The organism is Butyrivibrio sp. XPD2006, from assembly GCF_000420865.1.
Lineage (GTDB): Bacteria > Bacillota > Clostridia > Lachnospirales > Lachnospiraceae > Butyrivibrio.
On record NZ_ATVT01000002.1, the window covers coordinates 219,444 to 241,066 of the forward strand.

At 44.2% G+C, this 21,623-nt stretch carries 15 protein-coding genes; 3 read left to right on the forward strand and 12 right to left on the reverse strand.

What is annotated here, in order from left to right; genetic code table 11:
• Positions 1-35: 35 nt before the first annotated feature.
• Positions 36-845: a hypothetical protein gene (locus tag G590_RS21265; RefSeq protein ID WP_022764174.1), complete on the reverse strand. Its 810-nt coding sequence runs from the start codon at positions 843-845 to the stop codon at positions 36-38.
• A gap of 93 nt (positions 846-938) precedes the next feature.
• Positions 939-1,493, reverse strand: coding sequence for a DUF3990 domain-containing protein (locus G590_RS0102905; protein WP_022764175.1), 555 nt, complete (start codon positions 1,491-1,493; stop codon positions 939-941).
• Positions 1,494-1,654: 161 nt separating this feature from the next.
• On the opposite strand from G590_RS0102905, the gene trxA reads away from it, so the two are divergent.
• Positions 1,655-1,972, forward strand: a complete 318-nt coding sequence (gene trxA / locus G590_RS0102910) for a thioredoxin (protein ID WP_022764176.1) — start codon at positions 1,655-1,657, stop codon at positions 1,970-1,972.
• 91 nt (positions 1,973-2,063) lie between these two features.
• On the opposite strand, the gene G590_RS0102915 is transcribed toward trxA, so the two are convergent.
• The 3 genes from G590_RS0102915 to G590_RS0102925 form a co-directional block, all read right to left on the reverse strand.
• On the reverse strand, positions 2,064-3,014 hold the full coding sequence (locus G590_RS0102915; protein ID WP_022764177.1) for a GTP-binding protein: 951 nt from the start codon (positions 3,012-3,014) through the stop codon (positions 2,064-2,066).
• 10 nt (positions 3,015-3,024) lie between these two features.
• The gene (locus tag G590_RS18200; RefSeq protein WP_022764178.1) at positions 3,025-4,551 is read right to left on the reverse strand and encodes a Na+/H+ antiporter NhaC family protein; all 1,527 of its coding nucleotides are present in this window, start codon (positions 4,549-4,551) and stop codon (positions 3,025-3,027) included.
• A gap of 126 nt (positions 4,552-4,677) precedes the next feature.
• Positions 4,678-5,799 carry an aldo/keto reductase gene (locus tag G590_RS0102925; protein ID WP_026493880.1) on the reverse strand — a complete coding sequence of 374 codons (1,122 nt, stop codon included), beginning with the start codon at positions 5,797-5,799 and terminating at the stop codon, positions 4,678-4,680.
• Positions 5,800-6,026: 227 nt separating this feature from the next.
• Between G590_RS0102925 and G590_RS0102930 the strand changes: the two genes are divergently transcribed.
• Together G590_RS0102930 and G590_RS20365 are read left to right on the forward strand one after the other, a co-directional pair.
• Entirely contained in the window at positions 6,027-7,208 is a 1,182-nt protein-coding gene (locus tag G590_RS0102930; RefSeq protein ID WP_022764180.1) for an aldo/keto reductase, read from the forward strand.
• Positions 7,209-7,286: 78 nt separating this feature from the next.
• Positions 7,287-9,128: a GGDEF domain-containing protein gene (locus tag G590_RS20365; RefSeq protein ID WP_022764181.1), complete on the forward strand. Its 1,842-nt coding sequence runs from the start codon at positions 7,287-7,289 to the stop codon at positions 9,126-9,128.
• 27 nt (positions 9,129-9,155) lie between these two features.
• On the opposite strand, the gene G590_RS20370 is transcribed toward G590_RS20365, so the two are convergent.
• The 7 genes from G590_RS20370 to G590_RS0102970 all read right to left on the reverse strand — a co-directional run bounded on the left by G590_RS20370 (position 9,156) and on the right by G590_RS0102970 (position 21,614).
• Positions 9,156-12,635, reverse strand: coding sequence for a sensor domain-containing diguanylate cyclase (locus tag G590_RS20370; protein ID WP_026493881.1), 3,480 nt, complete (start codon positions 12,633-12,635; stop codon positions 9,156-9,158).
• Between the two features lie 205 nt (positions 12,636-12,840).
• Entirely contained in the window at positions 12,841-13,197 is a 357-nt protein-coding gene (locus G590_RS0102945) for a PepSY domain-containing protein (protein WP_022764182.1), read from the reverse strand.
• A 138-nt stretch (positions 13,198-13,335) separates the two neighbouring features.
• A complete protein-coding gene (locus tag G590_RS0102950) occupies positions 13,336-14,517 on the reverse strand; it encodes a hypothetical protein (protein ID WP_155828715.1) in 1,182 nt (393 codons plus the stop codon).
• Positions 14,514-15,356: a hypothetical protein gene (locus tag G590_RS0102955; RefSeq protein WP_022764184.1), complete on the reverse strand. Its 843-nt coding sequence runs from the start codon at positions 15,354-15,356 to the stop codon at positions 14,514-14,516. Before G590_RS0102955 ends, G590_RS0102950 begins: the two co-directional genes overlap by 4 nt.
• Positions 15,357-15,362: 6 nt before the next feature.
• A complete protein-coding gene (locus G590_RS0102960) occupies positions 15,363-16,664 on the reverse strand; it encodes a DUF5716 family protein (RefSeq protein WP_022764185.1) in 1,302 nt (433 codons plus the stop codon).
• A 43-nt stretch (positions 16,665-16,707) separates the two neighbouring features.
• Complete coding sequence (locus G590_RS0102965) at positions 16,708-20,295, reverse strand: DUF5717 family protein (RefSeq protein WP_155828716.1); 3,588 nt, start codon at positions 20,293-20,295, stop codon at positions 16,708-16,710.
• A 101-nt stretch (positions 20,296-20,396) separates the two neighbouring features.
• Positions 20,397-21,614, reverse strand: a complete 1,218-nt coding sequence (locus G590_RS0102970) for an ABC transporter permease (protein WP_022764187.1) — start codon at positions 21,612-21,614, stop codon at positions 20,397-20,399.
• Positions 21,615-21,623: the final 9 nt, after the last annotated feature.

Sequence of the window (21,623 nt, forward strand, 5' to 3'; positions counted from 1 at the left end):
GGTGTCACGCTCCCATAATTCATATTTGCAGCCGATTACTGCTGATTTGTATCGTCTGTTGTGAAGTTCAGCTCAGGAGCTGCAGGTGCCTCAGGTGCAACGGGTGCTTCCGGTGCTTCCGGAGCTTCCGGTGCTACAGGTGCCTCATCTGCTGTGAATCCCTGAACAGGAGTTTCAGGTGCAGCTGGTGTAAATTCTGCAGGTGCTGCAGGCTCTACAGGTGCTTCAGGTGCTACAGGATTCTGAGGTGCTGTATATGTGTAGCCTGCCTGTGCTCCACCGTTTGATCCGTTCATGAAGCTAAGCGGTCCGTCAATTACTTTCTGTGACTCAAGCACTCTTGGATCTGTCTGCCAATCCTGTGATCCGGGTGCTCTGTTTCCGGCTGTAGTAAGGAGCTTGATGCTGGCGATGATGCTGATAATGTTGGCAAGAACTGCAAATCCTACAGTCTGAGGATCATCAAGTCTCTCCATCATATCTCTGAATATCTGCACCAGAACTGCTATATTGATGATTGTAACTACTAAAGAAAGAAATCCACCAACATATGGAATCTGATTACATACTACAGTTAAAACATATGTAACTATTCCCCAGAGTTTTAAAAGTACTGCCGGTGCTCTCCAACCGTAAAGGTTGATGTAATTTACAGGTCCGTAAGTAGCTTCTACGCAAGCATATACGTTTGCAATCGGAATGAATCCCATCCAAGGATTTGGATAATTACGAACCTTAAGGTACTTGTATCTTGCAATAGCATCCACAAGATAAAGAGCAATCAGGATCAGAAAAAGAACCATTAAAAATCCTCCAAGTGCTGCAAGTACTGCCATATCTTCCATGTATTTTCCCCTTTCATAACACAAGTTTATTTTTTATAAACTTGATTATACAAGAGATTGCTATAAATAGAACCCCTAATTTTGCGAATTACACTAACTTAATTCCTCCATCACCTTCGCAAATTCGCTTAGGTACTGCTCTTGTTCAGCCTCAATTATCTTTTTATTGCTTAAAAGCTCAGCTTTTTCAAGGATTCTCGAAGATACAAACTTTAAATTCTCTACTGCCTTCTTTGTCTTTAAAGTAATCTGCTGATAGCAGGGTCCGATACATAAAAGCTTCATTGCCTCATCATCAGCTAAATATCCGCTGGTAATGATTCCCAGAGTATTAAATATTGTATCGTTGGCAATAGGACCGATTACCACATCATACTCGCTGAATTTATCAGGCATGGATCTTCTGTTGGAAAAGACATATCTAAACCATTCTTCATTTCTTTCAAGGCGTTTTACCTTCAGTTCGTCAAGGTCCAGCTCATATGTGTTTACCACGGTATCAGATCCGTTCTTTTCTCTGGCCCATCTGTTTGCAAACTCACTGTTATCTGTTGTATAAAATCCCTGTCCAAGATCGGCATTCTTGCGTCCTCTGTAAACATCAGGTTCTTTTATCTCTTCGTATCCTGTATGAAATACTCTTATCATATTGGTTACCTCCTTGATTCATCGGCGGTTACAACCCTATTATAACATTTTTAAAATTATTTGCAATTTAATTGTTGACAATTTAATTGTTGTGTGTTACATTTACATCACAACGAAACAAAAACCACTAACAACACACAGTAATTTAGGAGGTTATCAAAATGGAATATAGATTTACAGAAGAAAATTTCGATACAGAAGTACTTGGCAGTGATACACCTGTTCTCGTAGATTTCTACGCTGACTGGTGCGGACCTTGCAAGATGATGATGCCTGTTGTCGAGAAGATGGCAGAAGCATACGACGGCAAGATCAAGATTGGCAAGCTCAACGTTGATGAAAACAACGCTATTGCCGGCAAGTACGGTGTAATGTCAATCCCCAGCTTCATGGTTTTCAAAAACGGTGAAGTTGTAAACAGCTCAACAGGAGCAATGTCTCAGGCAGCACTTGCTAAAATGCTTGATGAGGCACTTTAATTAGCTTTTCACTACACACTCCACATAACACAACCCTCATAAAATGGGAGTCTTTGCCAGGCAAAGACTCCCATTTGTCTATCCGTATTTCTTATAATGACACTACTGAACAGTAATCCTTGAAAATACTGTTAATGTATTCCTTATCCAGACCTTCCCCAATAATGATAAGAACATTTCTGCTACTTACTATGGGGCTCAGCTTTATCTCTTTTTCAGTGGCATTGAGCTCCGTCTGAGCATCATCTGAAATCTGTACAAAGCCCTTGATCCTGATGACATGCCCTGCTCTCTTATCTGCCAAAAGACCTTTCGATATCTCTTTTAACTTATCAAGCGGCATCTTAACATCGAAATAAAAAAGAGGTGTAAACTGCTTGTCCTCAATCGGCAGCTTAACATAGGACGCATGCCGGTATCCGCAGCTGTTAAGCACATCAAAATCTGCCTTGGTCAGATCGCTTAAAGGCTTTGCCACAATGTCTTTTGCCGCATCAAAACTCTTGCCTCCAAACTCTTCCATGATCCTATTGACTGTGCCAAGGATCCTGACAGGATCATCATCTTCAGACATTTTGGAAAAGACAAGCTTCCCGGCACAGGCAACCTCGGACATAAATATATATCTCTCGAAATCACCAAGATCAGACACCGCCGTGGCATCCACCAGTGAAATGACGTTGCCTATCTCATACCACCTGTCCAGCGGCTCATCGTAAAGGACATCAAAGAACTCGTCTACATCATAAATACCCGAAGGTTCGATCAGAACCCTGTCGTATCCGCTCATTCCCATGGATATCAGCTTGGTGCGAAAGCGCCTCCTGTGAGCTTCCTTACCGTCTCCGCCAACAATCATCTCCAGATTACAGTTATCCCCCAGAAGGTCCTGAAGCATCACCATATCGATGTTCACGGCTCCGTAGTCGTTTTCAATGATGCATATCCTCTCACCCTTTTCAATGAGATACCTTGCATATTCCTTAATAAATGTCGTTTTCCCTGATCCGAGAAAACCTGTTATCAGATCTATCCTGACCATTTACAGACTCCTAAACATCAGCCTTTTTGATCGCAAGAAGTGTTACAACCATAAGTGCAATACCTATAGGCAGGCATATAAGCCAGTTCCTGATAAATCCGGCAAATACGTATGCCACCATGGAAACCACAGCTGCTGTAAGCGCATAAGGAAGCTGCGTTGAAACGTGGCTGATATGATTGCACTGAGCACCGGCACTTGCCATGATCGTTGTATCGGAAATCGGTGAGCAGTGATCTCCGCAGACAGCGCCTGCCATACATGCTGAAATCGCAATGATCATAAGCTCATTGTTCATATCTCCGCCAAAAACATTAACAACGATAGGTATCAGTATTCCAAAAGTTCCCCAGGAAGTACCTGTTGCAAATGCAAGGAATGCACCAACCACAAATACGATAGCCGGAAGAAGGTTCATAAACGCTCCGTTACCAGCTACATTCTGTACCATTCCGGCAACATAGTCCTTGGCACCAAGAGAATCTGTCATTGTCTTCAGTGTCCATGCGAATGTAAGAACCAGAATAGCGGGAACCATGCTCTTAAAGCCTTCCGGTATGGCATTCATGCACTCCGAGAAGCTCAGGACTCTGGTTGCCAGATAGAATATAACTGTTATCAAAAGAGCTACTACCGAACCGTAAACCAGTCCGACAGAAGCATCTGAATTTGAGAAAGCATCAACGAAATTCTCACCGTCAAAGAAACCGCCGGTATAGATCATTCCGATAACACAGCAGATAATAAGTGTGATGATCGGAAGTACAAGGTGTATAACCTTACCCTTTGAAGAAACCGGTGGATGAGGCTGATCTGTAGCTCCTGTCATACTTGAACTCGGCTCCTTGCCTTCTGCCATTTCCTTAAGCTCTTTAAGCGAATCTCTCTCTACCTTCTTCATTGGACCAAAGTCAAAGTCAGCAAGAGTAAGCGTAAACATCATTGCAATTGTTAAGAGCGCATAGAAATTGTAGGGAATAGCCCTTACGAAAAGAGTAAGTCCATTTGCCCCGTCAACGAAGCCTGTAACTGCTGCCGCCCATGATGAGATAGGTGCGATGATGCAGACAGGAGCTGCTGTTGCGTCAATGAGGTACGCGAGCTTTTCTCTTGAAATCTTGTGTTTGTCTGTGAGAGGCCTCATAACCGATCCTACTGTGAGGCAGTTGAAGTAATCGTCGATAAAGATGAGAACACCGAGAAGAATTGTGGCAATCTGAGCACCCGCCTTGGTCTTAACGTGCTCAACCGCCCATTTTCCGAAGGCTGCGCTGCCTCCTGCACGGTTCATAAGCATTACCATACTTCCGAGAACCACAAGGAATATGAGAATACCCACATTCCAGCTGTCGGAGAGCTGGGTGATCATACCGTCTACAAAGACGTGCTCGATTGTGCCGGTGAATGAAAAGCCCGAATAGAGCATTCCTCCGACAACAATTCCGATAAAAAGAGATGAATAAACCTCTTTGGTGATGAGAGCCAGAGCGATGGCAATGATCGCCGGCAGAAGTGACCAGAAGCTGTTTACAAACATATTATTTCTCCCCCTTATATACTATATGAAAACAATTATATAACCACTGCGGTGAAATTTCTATACTTTAAAGCACTAAAATGGAGAAGGCCGCAAGACCTTCTCCGCTTTATATGCATTAATTGTTTACTCACCCAGTATTTCTGCGGCTTCCTTCATAAGATCTATGATAGGAAGATGCTGAGGACATACTCCCTCGCACTGTCCGCAGGCAATACAATCTGATGCCTTACCGCTTCTCTGGATAAGTCCTGAATAGAAGTTCTTGGATCTCCAGTCATCCGGAGTACGGCGCAGCGTGTTGATAGTCCTGAATACATCAGGAATGCTGATCTGCATAGGGCATCCGGGAGTGCAGTACTTGCAGGCTGTACATCCGATCTGAGGAACCTCAAGGAGCTTTGCAGTAACTTCATTTACTACAGCTGTTTCCTCATCTGTAAGAGGCTCGAAGTTTTTAAAGGTATTTAAGTTATCCTCCATCTGTGCCTCATCTGACATACCTGAAAGGATAGTCATGATCCCCGGCTGGGAAGCTACGAACCTGAGAGCCCAGGAAGCTACTGATTTATCAGGTCTCTTTGCCTTAAACATTGCCTCTGCCTCAGGTACCATCTTTGCAAGAGCTCCGCCCTTGACAGGCTCCATGATGACCATAGGAATGTTTCTTGCACGGAGGATCTCATAGAGCTCCTGACTCCTTACAACAGGATTTGTTCTGTCCAGATAGTTGTACTGGATCTGTACGAACTCAATCTCAGGGTGATTATCAACAATCTCTGTAAGAAGCTCAGGGCTTCCGTGGAACGAGAATCCGAAGTGCTTTATCTTGCCCTCTTCTCTTTTCTTAACACCCCACTCAAAGCAGTTGTACTTAACGTAAGTATCGTAGTTGTTTCCTTCCTCGATGGAGTGAAGCAGATAGAAGTCAAAATAATCTACTCCGGCTCTCTCGAGCTGCTCGTTAAAGATTCTCTCGACATCATCTTCCTTCTTGATCTCCCATGCAGGAAGCTTGGTTGCCAGTGTAAAGCTGTCCCTGGGATGACGCTTAACGAGAGCTTCTCTCGCCTCAACTTCACTCTTTCCTCCGTGGTAAACATAAGCAGTATCAAAATAGGTCAGCCCTGCCTCCAGATACTTGTCTACCATTCTGCATACCTGCTCATGATCGATAACACCGTCATTTTCAGGCAGTCTCATAAGTCCAAAGCCAAGCTTTGGCATCTTGCTCAGATCAATACTCATAGTCATTCTCCTTTTATCTGTCCTTTCCGCAGTTAAAGGGCTACTGTATATAATATTTTATCATATCAATTTGCATATAAATACGCTTCTATTTTTTGTCATACTGCCATGATTATCACCTTGAATATGACCGGTTAATATTATATAATGATTCATATATTTTGTGCAATTATATTGTACACATCTCGGCACGTTTATGTTTGATAATTCAGGAAGGAATTCAGGTTATGGAGTACAGGCAGAGCAAAACCGGAGAGCCCATATCAATACTGGGCTACGGCTGTATGAGATTCACCACCAAGGGTGGCGGCATTGACATTGATAAGGCAGAAAAAGAGATAATGGCGGCTTATAACGCCGGCGTCAATTATTATGATACTGCCTATGTTTATTCGGGAAGTGAAGCAGCCCTTGGCGAGATTCTTGAGAGAAACGGCATAAGAGACAAGGTAAATATTGCAACCAAGCTTCCGCAGTATCTTGTAGGGAGCAGAGCTGCACTGGATAAGTATTTTGATGAGGAGCTCAGGCGCCTTCGCACCGACCATGTTGACTACTATCTCATGCACCACATGACTGCCATGAACCAGTGGGACAAGCTTGAGAACGTCGGTATCAGAGAGTGGGTGGCCGAGAAGAAGGCATCAGGCCAGATCAGGAACATAGGCTTTTCTTACCACGGAAACACAGAGGATTTCATAGGAATCCTTGATGCATACGACTGGGACTTCTGCCAGATTCAGTACAATTATGTTGATGAACACACACAGGCCGGCAGAAAGGGTCTTTTGCATGCAGCAGAGAAGAATATCCCTGTTGTCATCATGGAACCTCTTCGCGGAGGTAAGCTTGTAAACCAGCTTCCCGAGAAGGCAAAAGAGCTTATAGCTTCCCAGGACAACGGTTACACTCCTGCAGAATACGGCCTTCGCTGGCTTTGGAATCAGAAGGAAGTAACTTGTGTTCTTTCAGGAATGAATTCAATCGATATGGTAGAGGAAAACTGCAGGATCGCATCTTCGGCAAAAGCAGACTCTTTTACCGAAAAAGATTTTGAAGTTATAGACAAGGTAAAACAGATAATCTCTGAGACCGAACTTGTCGGCTGTACCGGATGCAGATACTGTATGCCATGTCCAAGAGGCGTTGACATCCCGGCGCTGTTCAGGAGCTACAACATGACCACAGTAGAGGGCAAATCAGCCGCCAGATTCGAATATGCCCAGTATGTCGGACTGAAAAAAGATCCTGCATTTGCAACTCAGTGTATCGGTTGCGGAAAGTGTGAACAGCACTGCCCTCAGAGCATTCCTATCAGGGAAAAACTTAAGGAAGCTGACAGAGTTATACGTCCTCTTCCCTACAAGATCGGTATAAACCTGGTCAGAAAATTTATGCTCAGATCATGATAAAAACTATTACACTAAAGCGTAGAGAAATCTTACTCTGCGCTTTTTGTGTTATAATTTTTATCAGAGGTAATTGTCATGATAAACGGCAAAAAAATAGTTGCTTTATGCACATATAGAATACATGATTCCCAGGTTTTTACCTTTATAACGGAGTTCAATGACCTTTTAAAGAAGCTTGACGCCGGTCTGTTTGTCTATGCCATAAACGCTGAGATTGGCAACAGATGCGGTTTCCTTGCAGAGACTTCAGTATATGACCTTATCCCCTTTGACAAAGTAGATCTGGTCGTGATCATGGATGAGAAGATAAAGAGCCGGGAGACTGTTCTTAAGATCATAGGAAATGCCAAAAAAGCTGATATTCCCGTCATAGTCGTAGACGGCGAGTACGAAGATGTATATACCGTAAACTTTGACTACAGGACAGGATTTGAAACTGTTGTAAGACACGTCATTGAGGACCACAGATCGATCCGTCCGCATTTCATGGCAGGTAAGAGAAACAATAAGTATTCCATTGAGCGATTTGAAGTTTTCAAGGAAGTTCTTGCCGATAATAACATCCCCTATGACGATTCGATGCTCAGCTACGGAGATTTCTGGTCTATTCCTTCGCGTGCAGCAACGGAGGAGATTTTGAAAAGAGACGTCCTTCCCGATGCGATCATCTGTGCAAACGACATCATGGCCATCAATGTCTGCGATGTCCTGACTACCCACATGAAAATGGTTCCGGGAGAAGTCATGGTCACAGGTTTTGACGGGCTTGATGAAGCCTCTCTTGCAACTCCGGGTGTCACTACGGCCAAATGCAGCAGCGTGGATCTGGCAAAAGCCGTCATAGAAGCTGTAAAAGATGCTTTTGAAGGCAAACCTGTGCGGCACATAGATGTCATTCCGGAATTTCTCCCAAATGAGTCCTGCGGTTGTCCGCGTTGCGCTCCCAGCGCCATCTCTGCAGTGCACAGCTTTAACAACAGATTCTATCATCATCAGGATGATCAACATATCATGCAGGACTTCACATCAAGGATCATCAGCAGCGAATCGCTTGAGGACTGCCTTGATTACCTGCGCAGCCCAATTTCAAACAACATGTGCATTGTACTGGACGCTGCCTGCCTGAACGAGGAAATCAACTATTTCCTCGAGGACACCGATACCGATAAAAAGGTTCTTATCTATGACTCCTATATCGATGAAGACAGGGTAACGCCTTTTGATATGGATTGCGTAGTACCTCACCTGGATGAGCTGCTTGAAAAGGGTTATCCTCTGATATTCAATGCCCTTGAATATATGAGAAAGTCTCCTGGCTTTATATGCTACTCTTTTACCGGATATGAGATGATCGATTACTCCAAGACCGCCTCTCTTACCAGCACCATCAGCATGGGTCTTGGAAGTTATATAAACATGCGCTACCAGCTCTTTATCAGAGATAAGATCCAGCGTATGTACCAAAACGATGCTCTTACAGGTCTTTATACGAGGCTTGCGTTCTACTCCAAATATGAGGATCTCAAAGAAGATCCTTCCAACATTGGAAAGGACGTCACTGTTATCATGGCCGACTTAAACGGCCTGAAAAAGATAAACGATAACTTTGGACACTCAGCGGGTGACGAAGCGATCAAGGCTGTGGCAACAAGATTAAAAGAAAACTGTCCTGAAGATGCACTGTGTCTTAGGCACGGCGGCGACGAAATGGTTGCTCTGATACTTGGTCCCTGTGATCCTGACAGGATAAAGGCAGGCATTGACGAGGGCCTGAAAAAGGATACCGAAAGACTTGGCATTGTGGTCTCCGCCAGCATCGGAGTATACGTCACAAAGTTTGACAACGAACTTGACCTGAACAAAGCAATAAACTATGCAGATGAACAGATGTATAAGATCAAAAAGCAGTCGAAATGATCGGCTGCTTTTTTGTATCAGTTCTGTTTACTTTTTCAGGTCCGCTTTATTCTTGTACATGTTCTTGTCCGCTCTTTCAAATACGGTGGATACCTTCTTATCCCTCCTGTACCTGGCGGCTCCGGCTGCGATCACAACCTTTCCGTTTGCTTTGTTCTTCCGGTTGATCTTCTCAATCTTTTCCATTTTTTCATCGAGATTCTCATAATCCTCTCCGTCAACAACAACTACAAACTCATCGCCTCCGAGTCTGAATACCGGGCTGTGAGTGAAGGTCTTGCAAATGATCTTACAGCCATCCTTGATGTACCTGTCACCGGCCTGATGGCCTTTTGTATCATTTATGAGTTTAAGGTCATTGAGATCGAATACCGCAATTGCAAATTCAGGACATGCCCCCTGGGAGATTTCTTTGTCTATACTCTGTTCCATATCCGCGTAGGCATGCTTGTTCTTAACGCCTGTAAGCTCATCAATATTCGCCTCTTCTCTTGCTGCCATAAGATTGAAATTGTATTCCTGTTCTTTCCTTGTCTCACGGTCGACATTTAAAAGGCCCATGATGATCTTATCTTCTGAGTTTTCATGGATCAGATTTGCTCTGATCTGTACATATACAGGCTTTTTATCCAGCACAAGCCGATAATTCAAAGTAAAAATTCCATCTTCCTCTATGCGCTTTAATACAATTTCTTTCTGAAGTCTGCTGCAGAAAACCGGATAATCATCCTTGAATATCACTCTTTCTCCGGCTTTAATTGTCTCTGCAAAAAAGTCTGTTCCCTGTGCAGAAGTACCCAGCGTATCATAATACTCTTTTGAACTGTAAAGAGAGAAGTCTTCGCTAACAGGGTCAATAATATAAATAGCCATGTAATCTCCGGAAAGAGCACTGATCCTGGAATAAATAAGGCTCTCTTCCCTGAGCTTTTCCATTGCCTCTTTTTGCTTCATCTGAGCATCAACATTGTTTATGCCTATTATGATCTCGTTTCTTCTGTCTCTGACAGGAACTATTTTCATGTTGACGTAAACGGGATTATCATCTGTCACGATTCTGTAGGTATGCGTAAAGCTGCCGTTTGTATCAAGGCTATTTACGATGTTTTCTTTATTGAAAACCCTGAAGAACTCATCAAGATCATCCTTAAAGATCTTATCCACAGCATCTTTTTTGCACTCTTCAAAGAAGTTACTACCGTGTCTTTCGACAGTAACTTCGCGGTTGAGGCCGTCAGGTGTATATTCGGTAAATTCTCCTGATTCTATGTTTGCAAAGTACAGGTTTACATAGTCCTCCGTCAGGGCTCTTGCTATATAATTATATGTGAGTCCTGCATTACTCTTGGAATTGTCAGTAATTGACAAAATGACAAGCGCTACTGCCGCCACATCCGTTATGGGATTTACTGCAATTCTTCTCATGAACATCTGAATACTCATGCCGTTTGCACTTATATCGTCAATGAAGTTCCTGCGACCGTCCCGCGCACATTGAACTATCGATTTTAATGTATAGCCTCCCGGAAATCCGGTGTATTCGCCTATCTTAAACTGTTTTCTTGAAAGGCGTCCCGGGAATGCTTTTTCAAAAAACTCCCTGAAGGATTGATTACAACGGATAATGGACATGGTTTTATCATCCACTTCCATCAAAACCATTGGCATTGTATCGAAGTAGTTGGAAAGCGTATCATCATCGAACCTTGATATCGAAAGATCATACAGGTTGACATTACCTATCTGAACGTAGTAATCCGTTTCTGCAGGATTTTCAAACATCTCAGCATCGATAGTCAGTCTCTTATCAAGTATTTCCTTCATAGAAAGAGGCTTTGCAAAATAGAATCCCTGAAGTTTGGTACATCCTACTTCCTTTAGGAAATCCATCTGCTCTTCATTCTCAACACCCTCAGCAATGGTTTCCATTCCAAGAGCCATAGCCATTCTTACAATTTCTGTGATTATGATCTTACTGCTCTTTGTCTCACCGATCTGACTGACAAAAAGCATATCTATCTTAATGAGATCAAAGGGAATCTTCTGCAAAACAACAGGGGATGAATATCCGCTTCCGTAGTCATCCATCCATACCGTAAAACCAAGTTCCTTAAATCTCGCCACCTGCTGAGCCATATAGTCGATATCATCAGCAATGGCGCTCTCTGTTATCTCTATGATCAGCTTGTCTCTGCCAAGCTTTGACTGATCAACACGTCTTCTAATCTCCTCAACAAGATCACAGGTATAGAAATCTGATCTTGAGAAGTTTACAGACTCGGGCACAACAAATACTCCATGCCCCATTTGTCCCTGCAGCTTTTCCAGAACTTTGTCGACCATATAAAGATCGAGTTTATAAATGCTGTTGGCCTCCTCAAGTACGGGAATAAACTCATCGGGACTGAAAGTTCCTCTTTCGGGATCTATCCATCTGGCAAGAGCTTCTTCATTACACACATGGTCATTGGCAGCCCTGAATATCGGCTGATGATATATCTGAATCCACTCCTCTTCAAGAGCCCTGTCCAGATTCTCAACAATATACCTTTCTTTCTCGAGCTGAGCCACCATTGATTTGTCAAAATAGTATACGTGGCCATCAAAGGTTTTTTTGTCGGAATCGCAGGCAAGCTTTGCTCTGTCACAGGCCGCACTGATCGTGACATCATCACTGTCATAGTAATAGACGCCGACTCTGAGAGGCATGCTCTTGCCGCCGTTGATATTTTTGGACTCTTCGATTATAGATTCACAGATTTCTCCGACTCCTTCGGAATCAGTGAAGACGCAGAAATGATCTGCGCTGAATCTGCTGCAGTTCTGATTGCTGAAATGCTTTATGAGAATCTTTGAAAAAGCAACCAGAAAACGGTCTCCTTCCTCCATTCCGTATTTCTGGTTATAGCTCTTCATTCCGTTGAAATCAAGGAACAGAATAGCAGGTATCCTGCCTTTTTCCCTCATTCCCTTACAGCCTGCATTTGCAAGCTCAAAGAAATTGGTCATTGAAGGAAAGCCGGTCAGATAGTCATAGCTCAGAGTCCTGTTTGCGGTCCTGTCCATTATGGCAATACTGAGTGCTGTGGAGAGTCCTCCATCGCTTTCAAATTCCGCATTCTCTATAAACGGACCATGATCTGTGTACCAGCACATTTCCAGTCTTGTGCCGTCTTCTTTGTAGATATGCCTTCCATTGACATGAATTATCCTGTATTCCTCATGAATCTTGGATCTGTAGATAACATCAAAGGGCGCATTATCCTCTAAAAAACTATGAGTAGCATCAGCAATAAACGCCACATCATCCGGATGAATATCCCTGAACATGTCGTTATCCATAAGGTCATAGGTATCCTGTTTATTCTCATAGCCATAAAAATCAAGGAAACCCTGAGATAAGAGAATCGTCACCAGACGCTTGTCTAAATACTGATAGACTGCGTAAGGTACACTGGTGCTCTCCAATATTTTGAATGTCGTGTTGTCATATTTATATCTTTCCACTTAACGCCTCCGACATTTTGCAAAGCATTATCTATATATCATTTTATCACAAACGTAATTTAGATGTTACCCCAATGATAAAATATCATGCCCAAGCAGAAACAGAGAGCACCAATCAGGTGCTCCCTGCTTCCTTAAGAGAGAGAAAAATTATGATTAAGAAGTGTATGGTAATTCCGTAAATTTAAGTAGTGTTGAGATTTTCTCAATCATCTATTTCAAAGTCTATGATCTGACCGGAAGCTACTTCAATATTATAGTTATACTCAACGAATCCAACTCTGAATTCTACTTCGTAAACTTCCATGCCATCATCATAGTCTTTTTTAACTTTTGTATAGAGTGTGTCATCCATTTCATAGCCTGCATGCTTTAATGCTATGTCAAGAGCCTGCATTTTTGTGACTCCGGAGGCTACTCCTGTATCCTTCATAGGAGCTACTGTCTTAACTATCTTGTCTGTTACAGATGATGCTGCCAGTGCTGTCATTGGTGGAATGATCGGTAATGCAATAACTACAGATGCGATAATTGCCGATGCCAATGTGATAATCTTCTTCATAATTTGTTCTCCCTTTCTTTGCGGTGTTTGAATGGTTTGTTTGATTTGTTTTATCTTGATGTAATGTTATCACCGCGATTATCACACAACTGTCACACAAAAAACCGGAGCCAAAAGCTCCGGTTTTATTAAATAGTTTTAGTCCTCATACCTTGAGACCATATCCAGAATTTCCTGAGTATACTTGGGGTATTGCCTTGCCATGTCCTCAATCTCCGCCTTGGCATTGCCGGCTACGATGTCGCGGTTGTACTCCATGCGTTTTCTGAGGGACTGGCGCTGTACATTGAGGCTGTGTCTGATCTCAACCTCCTCGTTGTGGTCAATCAGAGCCTCTACCTGATGTATCCATATATCAGGATCCTTGACCCTGAAATGACGGAGCATGTAGATGAGGTCCTTCTGATTGGAATCCAGAAGCTTTCTGGCATCCTCGACCTTGGCTCTCTCATTTCTCTCCTGAAGATACTTACTGTACATGCCTGTAAGTTCCTTGGACGTACTTACACCATACTTAAGACACAGATAATCAATAAGATTGGTGTTGTTGACATATCTGATCTTGACCTGGTTCTGAAGCATGATGAGCCTTGAGATGGACTTGGTAACCACCTTGAGTTCAGATGCCGCATTACTCTGATGAATATATAAATAAGTAACTGATATTGCTGCCAAAAGGAAGGTCACCATAAATCCGTAGATAACATTGAGCCCAAGTCCCAGCTGTAAAAACAGAAGGAATGCCACGATCACCACCAGTGCAATGGATATGGCAATGATAAGCTTTCTGTCGTTTTCAACCGCTGTAAGGATCTCATCCTCCTGGAACAGATAGGCCTCATGCTCACTGTCGAGGCGCTTGAGATCGTTCCTTATCTTCTTCTGGTATTCCTCAGCTTCAGCCAGTTTCTTGGCGCCCTCCTTGGCTCCTGACTGAAGTCTCTCCATATGCTCAAATTCCTCATCGCTCATGCGACTCTTGCGCTTGTCGAATTTCTCCTGCTGTTCCTGGGATTCGAGGATCTTCTTGGCGCATTCGTTGATCTCTGCCCTCTGTTCAGGCGGAAGCGCATCGATCTCCTCCATGTCGCGAAGATGTGAAGTGACATCGTTGTACTCCATTTCCAGGGCATCAAGCTCTTTTGATGCCTCCTGCATCTGTTGAAGGCAGCTTCCTATATACTCCCTTCGCTGAACCGGATCATCTATATCCACATCCTTTCTGGTATAGACAATATCGTTCCAATCCTGGAGCTTAGTCTGCTTGACCCAATCTTCCTGTTTGTCTTCGTTCCTAAAGAAATCAAATAAGCCCATCATTTCACCTTATCTTTTACAAGATCTCTGTATGTGAGTTTCATTTCTTCGGTGATCTCGCCCACCCCGTCGTAGTACTCATGCATCTTACTCTCTGCTTTATATAGTGCCAGAGTTCTCAGCATCAGGTTGTCCTTACTTGCTGCGTAGAGCTCTTCTGCCTCATTCATCCTGCTCTCAAGCTCCATTGAAGCCTCATAAGCCTCATCGGAATCTGCGATAAAAGACACATATTCCTTGTTTGTCAGGTTCATCCTGATAGCTGAGAGATACTGTAAATAGGATTCATGATTTCCGCTGTCCTCATAGGCCGCCTTAAATCTCTCCGCTGCCTTCTCGAACAAAAAGAGCCTTGCGTACATCACACCTTCATTGTGCTCAATATGCGCTCGCAAACTGCGATCAATATCGGGAGTGTTATTCAAAAGAAATTCATACTCCCTGAAGGCCATTGTATACCTGTCGTTCTTCATGAGGAAATCCGCCCTCTGGAGCTTTTTCTTGTAGATATCCATTCCTGCATTGCCCCTGAGAATCTCCTCAGTCTTATCCACCTCTTTCCTGGTGTTGTAGCCGACATAATCAAGGATGGTTCCTGCAAGGGAAGCCATGGAGCAGTGCTTGGCGGACATGGCTCTTAATTCATCGGCAAGCTTCTCCAGGCAGCATTCCCTGTCGATCCAGTCAAAGAGCTCTCTGTCAAAGCTCTCCTCATCAAGAAGGAATGCATTCTGAACTATGCAGTAGCAAAGCTCTTCTATGCAGTACACATTTCTGCCAATCTTCTCTATGTGATATGGATTTTCTGCATATCGTCCTATGCAAAGAATTGGTTTGCTCATAAACTGTCACACCTCTATCGTCTGTTCCCACACCTTGCCTGTAGCCGGGAACAGCTCACCAAAGCCAAGGTCAGTGACCTTGACGTTCACTTCATTTACACTTCCCATGCTGAGCGCTATGCGAAGCCTTGTAGCCCTGGGTGGCCTCTTTTCAAGTCCGTCAAGATACAGCTGAACTATTCTTGGCATCTTGCCGGTAAGGGGAGTCACCTCAATATTCAGAATCCCGCTGGGATCCATGATTATGTCAAAGCTTGTACCTGCCTCATACCAGTTTACACCGGCATCAAGAAGCGCATGGTACACTTCCGTTCCACACTTCAATAACTTCATTCCGAGATTTGCCTTGAGCTTGTCCTCTCCGAGGAATACAAACCTTGATGCATTGCCGCTGGGACGAATTCTCTCCCTCGCCGCAATACTGGCCCCTTTGCTGAAGAGATTGTTGCCCTGAAAAACTCTTCTGGTCCTGCAGAGAAACTCAAGGGACCTCTTGGGCCACTTCTCCCTGAAGCCATCTCCGAGAAGGAAAATCGTAGAGATCACCTTCTCACCACAGACTTTCTGCATTATTGTCAGGAACTCATCATCCAGCCTCTCACATGTCTTGTGGAAAAGAGCTGCATCCGTAGGGAAGCCCTCTTCATCCATCCGGAGATCATCAAAGGTTTTAACATCTATAGTTGCCACCACCGGCTTGGTATTGTAGTTGAGATCCATCTCATAAACAGAGAGATCCTCATGGTCATAGTCGCATGCCAGGATCGTGTGGTGGGTCAGATCGTCCGGCTGATATAGCATGTAGTTGTAGAAGCTCTCCTCGTGGCTCTGGTAAAAGACATTTGAAGTTCCCAGCTCAAGAGCTGTTGTTACAGCATTGAGTACCTGTACCATCCTGTGATCCAGGCTTCTTACGGTGAACATTATCGCATCAACGTTATCGAGTGAGACCTCCATTGAAAGGAGGGATAAGCTTCTTTTTACAAACAATGTCAAAAGAGCTATCGGATCATATTCCGTGTTCCCCACTTTAACAGGTTTGCCGTCCTTGGCCGCCGCAAGCAGCCCTCTGACTTCATATCCGTCGCCGTCATCGATATGTCTTACGGCCTCCTTGCCATAAAACCACTGATTAACCTCTTTTCTCTTGCAGAGGACAGTGGGAATATTATAAAGTTCTGAGCCGGCCAGTACTGAGAGGGTTTCAGGCATGTCCGCATCGGACGCCAGATAGCTTATCTGAGAGACCTTCTCTCCCAGATCATATCCCAGCACAAAGCGCCTTGTATCAGAATTTCCAAAAAGCATAAAGTATCATCCTTCCTCAGTTGCAGATAACGCCTCAGGGTGCTTACTGCAATTCATCCTGCTGATCAAGCGGGGTGAACAGCTTCTCGCAAATGAATTTCTTCTTGAAATACTCCGAGATCAGATTATCAACAGTATCGTAATCCTGAAGAGTTTCACCTATCATGACATCGTTTATAAGGTTGTATCTGCCCACAGAATGGCCACCCATGATATCACTCTTCTGAATGGTTCCACTCTCTGTAAGAGCACCTTCCTCCTGTCCGTCCTCAGTGATGTAATACTGCATCTGCTCGCCGAAAAAGAGAATGAATTCCGTTACAAAAATACCGTCAAACATCTCTCTCATCTCCGCAATCTTGTATTCTCCGTAAGCATCATTGTCCAACCTGTAATGCACGATACAGTGTCTTCCGGGAGCAGTCCTGTACTCTATCATGGTCTTATCAATAAACTGCACCATATCAGGAAGCAGATCCTCATACTCCGTATAGAACGGGAAGAAGATATCTCTGGATAAAAGCTTCCTCATGAAGCCTTTAGCCACTTCCTCATTGATCTCTTCGTCTGATTTTCTGTCTGTTGCAAAGTAGCGCAGATATGCCAGCTTGCAAACTTCAGGAAGCGGCAGGTTCTCCTGCGTAAGCTTCTCAACGCGGTCAAAGATATATTTGTCAGTGACCGTGCCATGAGCAAAGTAATCATAGGAACTCTGTGTCAGAAAGGCCATCTCGATATCGGTATTGGCACCGCTGTTTACGTAATTCCTGAAGATATCAATCTTCTCACCTATATAAGAACCGCTGTAGAGCATCTGAACCAGCATGCGCTCCGAGAGCGAATAGCTGTCAAGGCTGAAGGACTCGGCAGCCTTCCAGATATCCCTCATCTCCTTGATGGTTCCGTTAAATCCTGCTATAAGATAGCCAAGGAGCTGCTCGTCATACTTGCCGTTGACAAATGAGTAGTGGGCAATCTCAAGCTCTTTTGTCCCGTACTCAAACAATCCTCTGTCCATAAGTCTTACGCACAGTCTTAAGATAACTCTGGCGTCGATGCCATAGGTTCCGTATTCCTTGACCCACTCAAGAGATCTCTCGTAGAGTCCTGCCATTACCATGAGTTCCAGGATCTCTCCCCTTTCAGCAGTCGTAAGGTCTCGTGGGTCTATATCAAGCAGATACTCAGTGAGCTGTCTTGTAAAGTCGTTGTCGTAGTAGAAGTGAACGAGGTTGCCTCTGATCTCATTTCTGCAGCTGCCGCGCACAAGCTCTGAACTCGCCAGATCGCGGTACCTGCCCACATTATCCATATCGATGGTATAGGCATTCTTGCCCAGGTCACACAAAAACAGATCCAGATTCTCTTTTCCCTTCTGGATGTACGGAATAGCATAAGAGGCAAGTTTACCCGGAAGCATGAGCCTTATGTTGGAATATGGAATGCTGGAAGCATACCTGTTATCTTCGTGATCAGTTAAAAGAACCGCATAATCACTGCCATAGAGCGGAACAAAGGCCTCTCCGTCAACTACCGGATAGCGCATTTCTCTCTCACACTTGTCATAGACTACAATTACGCCGTTAACTCTTTTGTCATGAACAACGATCTGAGAGGTATAAAGAGCCGAGAGCACCTTGGATGCATTGGCGGCATCGACCATCTGCCTTGTGAGAAGGTTCTTGTAAAGATAACCCAGGTCCTTGGTTACTCTTCCCTTGTCCAGCTGAGCCATGAGGTACTTCTCTATCTGAGGAACGTACGACTCGTAGAGCTCAGGATAATCCTCTCTGTGTTCGTGAATGTATCTGTAAAGTATTGCATTTTTGTCATATTCAAGATCGCTCTGGTACGAAAAATACATCAGCACCATCTTATTGATCTCGCACGGCAAAAGACCGTCCTCGTCAGTATAGATGGACATCATATAGTACTCGTAGAGCCTTGTTATGCGAAGCTCCCTGTCAACGCCTCTTCTGTACCACTCAAAGGCGAAATTGTCGGTCTTGCCGCCCTTGATCAGCAGGGAAACGATGGATTCAAGTACTTCGTCGTTTTCCTTGATCTCATAACAAGCCTTGAGTATTCTGAAAAGCCTCGGATTAAAGTTGCGCACACGAATAGAGAGATAGACAATCTGGTCTATCAGGTTCAGACTTATTATCTGTTTCTTGGCGCCATACTCCAAAACATAGAGCTCATAATCGTCCAGATGTGTCAGTATTGAAGGTGAATCATTGAGAAGATTCATCGCCTCCAGATACAGTATCGGACTCCTGCAGCCCAGTGAGAACTGTTCTTCCAGCATCATCCACTTTCTCGGGGTGCTGGACGTATACTCTTCCGAAATATACTGGAGAAGCCAGGCAATTCGCCAGTTATCGGGGTTTCTCCTGAAAATTCCCTCAAGTCTCTCGGAAACATCGTTTATAAAAGCATCTTCTCTGCTGCAGAGTGTTGTCAGGTAGAGATAATAACTGTAAAGTGTATCTCCCGGGGCATCCAGTGCCTCCCCTGCTGCCTGATCAAGGATCCACTTACCCTCATTGGTCCTGCCGGCTGTGATGTAATAGTGCGCTGTATAGAGCCTTACTTCCAGATTCTTGTCATCGATGGCATTCATCTTGGCGATTATCTTGCCGGTCTCTGAGAGCCACGCTCTTGAAGTTATCTTCTTGCAGCTGAAATTCTCATACACCTTGACCAGCTCAACAGTGAGCTTCTTCATCTCCTGATAGTCAGCTGTAAGGTGTCTCTGCTCAAGCTCAACAGATACGGTTACAGGAAATACCACCTTTACAAAGTTGTTGTAGAAGGTGATCCGTCCAAAGTTGTTGCCCTCATGGAGCTTGTCGGTCCTGAGGCGGAGCTTAAGTCTGCAGGAGGATCCGGTAAAGTCATCCTCACCGATCTCATACTTGTCCAGGGATATGAAATCTCCGTCGACATCCGCCAGCAGATGCGTATATCCCCAGCCGCTTCTTGTTATTATGATGCCATGCTCATGGGAAAGCCCCGTGAAATCAATCTGCATCTCCTCCTGATCCAGCATGAACTGAACAGGCTGTTTCTTGTTGATGGAAATAAGAAACTCCTCCACATTCTGGATATTGTCAGGATTGACACAAAGTCCCCTGTAAAGACTCTCAAACTGCGCGTCATTTCCTTTGAATACAGAAATGAAGTCACGTGAATAAAAGAGGTCTACCGCCTCATCCCAATCTGTCTTGGCTAAATTTGCAAAATGAAATAAATTCTTGATGTCACCGAGGCTGGATGCAATGTGATCCAGGCGAACAGTGGCTACGAAGGGAATAACATACTCTCCCTGGTTTGAAATGATTCTGAACTGCCCCTTAAGAACATCCCCCTGGGACATTCCCTTGGCGCTGAATCTATAAGAGACCTCGTAGGGGGATCCCGAAAAATCCCCCGTGAGGACTTCCATTCTAATCTCTGTTGATGAAATATGACCATATACCGGCGTATTCTCAGGACCGAATATGGTAAAAGAGCCTTCGACAGACTCGCCGGGCTCCAAGCTCAGCTCAACACGGCCCGTTGAGAAGTCCAGGCTCCTCTGGGCATACATATATTTCCCCTGTAAAAGCTGATCAATAATCTCTCTCACGACTCACCCCAAAAAACAATTTATACAGTATAGTATACCATATATTAGCCAAAGATTTCGCCTTGAACTATACGTGTTTTTTCAGCCGTGGGAAATAATTTTCACTCCGTTCTAAGTGCCTCTATCGGATCAAGGTTGGCCGCCCTTTTGGCGGGATAAATACCGAAGAACAAGCCAATGGCCGTGGATATTGCAACAACTGCGATTACAAGCATCGGATTTACTGTAAAGGTAAAATCAATCACCTTGCATATGATAAACGAAACACTGATCCCGAAAATAATCCCTATGATACCGCCGGTAAAGGTGAGGATTGCTGCCTCTGCAAGGAACTGTGTCAGTATTGAAGAAGTCCTTGCACCAAGAGATTTTCTTATACCGATTTCCCTTGTTCTCTCAGTGACAGAAACCGTCATGATATTCATAACTCCGATTCCGCCGACAAGAAGAGAGATCGCAGCTATTATGGCTACAACAGATGTGATTATGTTAAGAATACTGTTGGTAGTCTGGTCAAATCCTGCTCCCGAAGAGATCTTCACGCAGTTTTCTCCGCGAAGGTCTGTAACATTCTCAACAACAGATCTGGTCTTAGCAAGAACCTCATCCTTATAATCACTGTCAAGGTATATCTTGAATGAACTGAACGATGAATCCACATCGAAATTAAAGGCTTCCGCCAGAGATGTGTACGGGCCGCCGGCAGTAAGTATAGCGTCTTCACCGAAGCTCGCATAAGCCACATCAAGAGTCGTGTCCTCTCTGACTCCTACTATGGTAAACTCCTGCGTGATGTCATAAGCAGTCATTTCAAAAGTCTGTCCTACAACCTCCTCATAACCAAAAACAGTATTGGCAAATGTCTGACTCACTACCAGAACCTTTTTACCGTCATCGACATCGGATTCACTGTAGTATCTGCCATGAAGCATCTTTATGCCTGCCTGCTTTTCAGTGGCAACATCGCCTCCATCTATATACAGCTCGTACTCGTCCTGCTTCTTACCTTTGACGGTTCCCCACACCGAAAAGCTGGGAGATACTCCGTAGATATTGTCGATACTCGCTTCTATCTCTTTCATCTGACTTCTTGTAAAAGTCTTGTCAGTCTTGGTATCGTCAAGTGATACTGTGATCGTGGCAGCTCCAAGTGAATCAATCTCACTGTTGACGGTAGCCTTCATGCCATCTCCGATTATCAGCACGGTAAGGACAGCCGAAATTCCTATGATGATGCCAAGCATGGTTAGAAACGATCTTCCCTTATTGTTTCGAATGCTTGACAGAGCACTTTTTATATACTCTCCAAATGTTCCCATCTATAATTC